General features: G+C 60.4%; 4 protein-coding genes. 3 read left to right on the forward strand and 1 reads right to left on the reverse strand.

The annotated features are described in order from the left end of the window. Positions 1 to 147 precede the first annotated feature (147 nt). On the reverse strand, positions 148 to 2,994 hold the full coding sequence (rapA, locus tag ACW9IR_RS28830) for an RNA polymerase-associated protein RapA (RefSeq protein ID WP_137217599.1): 2,847 nt from the start codon (positions 2,992 to 2,994) through the stop codon (positions 148 to 150). A 242-nt stretch (positions 2,995 to 3,236) separates the two neighbouring features. On the opposite strand from rapA, the gene ACW9IR_RS28835 reads away from it, so the two are divergent. From ACW9IR_RS28835 to ccoM, 3 genes are all read left to right on the forward strand, one after another. Then, on the forward strand, positions 3,237 to 3,578 hold the full coding sequence (locus tag ACW9IR_RS28835; RefSeq protein ID WP_003222394.1) for a hypothetical protein: 342 nt from the start codon (positions 3,237 to 3,239) through the stop codon (positions 3,576 to 3,578). A gap of 114 nt (positions 3,579 to 3,692) precedes the next feature. After that, a complete protein-coding gene (locus ACW9IR_RS28840; RefSeq protein WP_007918490.1) occupies positions 3,693 to 3,854 on the forward strand; it encodes a hypothetical protein in 162 nt (53 codons plus the stop codon). A 145-nt stretch (positions 3,855 to 3,999) separates the two neighbouring features. After that, the gene (gene ccoM, locus ACW9IR_RS28845; RefSeq protein ID WP_003222396.1) at positions 4,000 to 4,113 is read left to right on the forward strand and encodes a cytochrome c oxidase subunit CcoM; all 114 of its coding nucleotides are present in this window, start codon (positions 4,000 to 4,002) and stop codon (positions 4,111 to 4,113) included. The last annotated feature ends 235 nt before the right edge of the window (positions 4,114 to 4,348 follow it).

A 4,348-nucleotide genomic window follows, 5' to 3' on the forward strand; every position in this document is an offset into this window, starting at 1 on the left:
GCTCACTCCTACAAGGGGAACGCATTCCAAGTGTAGGAGTGAGCCTGCTCGCGATAGGGCAATTAGCATCAACCCTTGAATTTCAGGCAAACAAAAAGGCCCGAATCACTGCGGGCCTTTTTGTTTTCAGCGATGGAGCAGGGCGGTTTAGCCCGCCACCAACACCCGAATCGCTTCCAGACGCAACGCTGCTTTATCCAGCATCGCCAGACCCTGCTCACGTTGTTCACGCAACGCCACCAGTTCGCTGTCACGCACGGTCGGATTGACCGCTTGCAACGCGGTCAGGCGCGCCAGTTCTTCATCGGTGTCGGCCGCCAGACGGCGACGGGCCTCGGCCACGCGCTCGGCGTGACGCGGGGCGATCTTGTCTTCACCGGCGTTGATCCGTGGCGTCAGCTGATCGCGCTGGGCCTGGATGAACTTGTTGGCGCTGGCACGCGGCACGCTTTCCAGCTGATCGTTCAGCGTTTCAAACGATACCCGTGGCGACAGGTCGTTGCCGTTGGCATCAAGCAGGCAGCGCAGGGCGGCCGGCGGCAAGTAACGGCCCAGTTGCAGCGAACGCGGCGCGACCACTTCGCTGACGTAGAGCAGTTCCAGCAGCACGGTGCCCGGCTTCAACGCCTTGTTCTTGATCAGCGCGACGGCGGTGTTGCCCATCGAACCGGACAGCACCAGGTCCATGCCGCCCTGCACCATTGGGTGTTCCCAGGTGATGAACTGCATGTCTTCGCGCGACAGCGCCTGGTTGCGGTCGTAGGTGATGGTCACGCCTTCGTCGTCGCCCAGCGGGAAACTGGCGTCGAGCATCTTCTCGCTCGGCTTGAGGATCAGGGCGTTTTCCGAATGGTCTTCGCTGTCGATGCCGAACGCGTCGAACAGGGTTTCCATGTAGATCGGCAGGGCGAACTGATCGTCTTGCTCAAGGATGTCCTCGACCAGCGCTTCACCTTCGCCAGCGCCGCCGGAGTTGAGCTCCAGCAAACGGTCACGGCCGGTGTGCAACTCTGCTTCCAGACGCTCGCGCTCGCTGCGCGCTTCGTCGATCAGCGCTTGCCACTCGCTGTCGTCGGCTTCTTCGAGCAGCGGCAGCAGGCGCGGGCCGAACTGGTGCTGCAAAGCGTTGCCGGTCGGGCAGGTGTTGAGGAACGCGTTCAGCGCTTCGTGGTACCACTGGAACAGGCGCTCTTGCGGGCTGGTTTCCAGGTACGGCACGTGCAGTTCGATGATGTGCTTCTGGCCGATCCGGTCGAGACGACCGATACGCTGCTCGAGCAGGTCCGGGTGCGACGGCAGATCGAACAGCACCAAGTGGTGAGCGAACTGGAAGTTGCGACCTTCACTGCCGATTTCCGAGCAGATCAGCACTTGTGCACCGAACTCTTCATCCGCGAAGTAAGCGGCGGCGCGGTCACGCTCAAGGATGTTCATGCCTTCATGGAACACCGTGGCCGGGATGCCGGAACGCACGCGCAGGGCGTCTTCCAGGTCCATCGCGGTTTCGGCGTGGGCGCAGATCACCAGCACTTTGGTGCGCTTGAGCATTTTCAGCTGATCGATCAGCCACTCGACGCGTGGGTCGAATTTCCACCAGCGCTCTTCTTCGCTGGCGTCCGGCTGGGCCTGGAAGCTGACTTCCGGGTACAGCTCGGCGTGTTCGCCCAGCGGCAGTTCGAGGTATTCGTCCGGGCATGGCAGCGGGTACGGGTGCAGTTTGCGTTCCGGGAAGCCCTGCACGGCGGCGCGGGTGTTACGGAACAGCACGCGGCCGGTGCCGTGGCGGTCAAGCAGTTCGCGCACGAGGCGGGCGCTGGCTTCAGTGTCGCCATCGTTGACCGCGGTCAGTAGCGCTTCGCCTTCGTTGCCGAGGAAACCCTGAATGGTTTTGTGCGCTTTGGCCGAGAGACGGCCCTTGTCGAGCAGTTCCTGAACGGCTTCGGCCACCGGGCGATAGTTGTCGCTCTCGGCGCGGAAGGCGGCCAGGTCATGGAAACGGTTTGGATCGAGCAGACGCAGACGGGCGAAGTGGCTGTCCTGGCCGAGTTGTTCCGGGGTGGCGGTGAGCAGCAGCACGCCCGGGATGACTTCGGCGAGTTGTTCGACCAGCGAGTATTCGGCGCTGGCCTTTTCTTCGTGCCAGACCAGGTGGTGCGCTTCGTCGACTACCAACAGATCCCAACCGGCAGCGAACAGTGCGTCTTGCGCCTTCTCGTCGTCGACCAGCCACTCCAGCGCGACCAGCGCCAGTTGGGTGTCTTCGAACGGGTTGGCGGCATCGCTTTCGATGAAGCGTTCTTCGTCGAACAGCGCGACCTGCAGGTTGAAGCGGCGGCGCATTTCCACCAGCCACTGGTGCTGGAGGTTTTCCGGAACGAGGATCAGCACGCGGTTGGCGCGGCCCGAGAGCAGTTGGCGATGGATCACCAGACCGGCTTCGATGGTTTTACCCAGACCCACTTCGTCCGCCAGCAGTACGCGCGGCGCGATACGGTCGGCAACTTCACGGGCGATGTGCAATTGGTGCGCGATCGGTTGCGCACGCACGCCACCCAGGCCCCAGAGCGAAGATTGCAGCTGGCGGCTGGTGTGTTCGAGGGTGTTGTAACGCAGTGAGAACCACGCCAGCGGGTCGATCTGCCCGGCGAACAGACGGTCGCTGGCCAGACGGAATTGAATGAAGTTCGACAGTTGGGTTTCCGGCAGGGTAACGGCTTCGTTCTGCCCGTTGAGACCGTGATAGACCATCAGCCCGTCGACATCGTCGACTTGCTGCACGGTCATCTTCCAGCCTTCGAAGTGGGTGATGCTGTCGCCCGGCGAGAATCGCACGCGGGTCAGGGGCGCATTCCGTAGCGCGTACTGGCGGGTTTCGCCAGTGGCCGGGTAAAGCACGGTCAACAAGCGGCCGTCCTGTGCCAGAACGGTGCCTAAACCAAGCTCTGCTTCGCTGTCACTGATCCAGCGTTGCCCCGGTTGATACTGCTGCGCCATGCTGCCTGACTCCCACCTTGAAAAAGCGGGCTATCTTAACGGAATGAGGGCTTCAGGGCCAAAGGATTAGGAGCAGTTGCGAGCTTTTAGCTGCAAGCTGCAGGTCGAAGCAGGCGGCGGTCATGCGTCGGTTTTACGAGAGAACAGGGCACCGGTGAGTGTTAACCCGGTCACAAGTTTGCGACCGACGGCTCAAGGCGCCTTTGCCGCAGCCGATAGCCTGCTGACAGGAGACCCTTTATATGTTGCCACCGATGCTCCCCCTGAGCGCTGTGCCGATCACTTCCCAGCAGGATCCGATCCGCCAGCGGCCGGACATTCCTCCGGTGGTGCCGGTGCAGGAAAGCTCCAACGAAAGCACTATCGATCTGCAAAAGCGCGATCCGGAAGAGGATCGATTGCTGGCGCGCGAAGAACAGCGCCGTCAGCAAGAACGTGATCGCCGTCGCCGCGAAGCCGATGAAGATCCCGAAGAGCATCTGGCCGTGCCTGGCACCGAACTGAATGCCGACAACACCGTGCCGGTGGTTCCGCTTATGGAAGATCAGCCGCGTCAGGGCTTGTGGGTCGATATCGAGATCTGAGTCGTTGTACCGCGTGGGACTCGCCGGCTGGTCAGCGCGCGGCTGAGGCTGCATTATTGGCGCAGTCCTGCCGGTGATGTGGCAGTTGTGATTCTTTCAAGTGATGCTGACGCCATGAGCCAAGACGACAAACTGATCGACCTCAGCACTGAACGCGCCAAGCGCGTGCACGATATTAAAGAGAAGCGCCTGAACGAAGTGCGCCAGGCTTTCGAGCAGGCGATGCCGTTGGGAAAAGCCAAGAAAAAGTCGAAAAACAAGCCGAAAAAGCGTTGATCTTCCCCTGCATCCTTTGATGCAGGTCATTTAATTCCCCTCCTTTATCTCCCTTCGTTGCTGGTATTGATCCCGGTCAATTTGTGCGCCTGTGTGTTTGGTAACTTAGGTCCATCGCAGCAGAGCAGGGGCCAGGAGGCCAGTCATGTTTTTCGATAACGTGGTGTTTGCCGGGGTCCTGACTGTAGGGCTGATGGTTCTGTTTTTTGCAGGGTTTGGATTTTTTATCTGGAAGGATGCGAATAAGCGCAAGAAGTGATTCTTCTGGATTGATGAGCACGCAAGGCATTTTGGGGCGACTTCGGTTGCCCCTTTTTTTTTGACTTGGCGGCCTGTGGGCCGACCATGTTGTGGGTGTTTGGTGTGTATATCCGTTTCTTCGGTAACGGCGGCTTAGGGTTTCGCCCTGACGGCGACTCACTTTTTTGACAAACGCCTCAAAAAAGTAAGCAAAAAAACGCTTGCTCCTACGTGCGGCCCGCTCGCTGGGGCTC

The organism is Pseudomonas sp. SDT291_1_S447, from assembly GCF_054070155.1.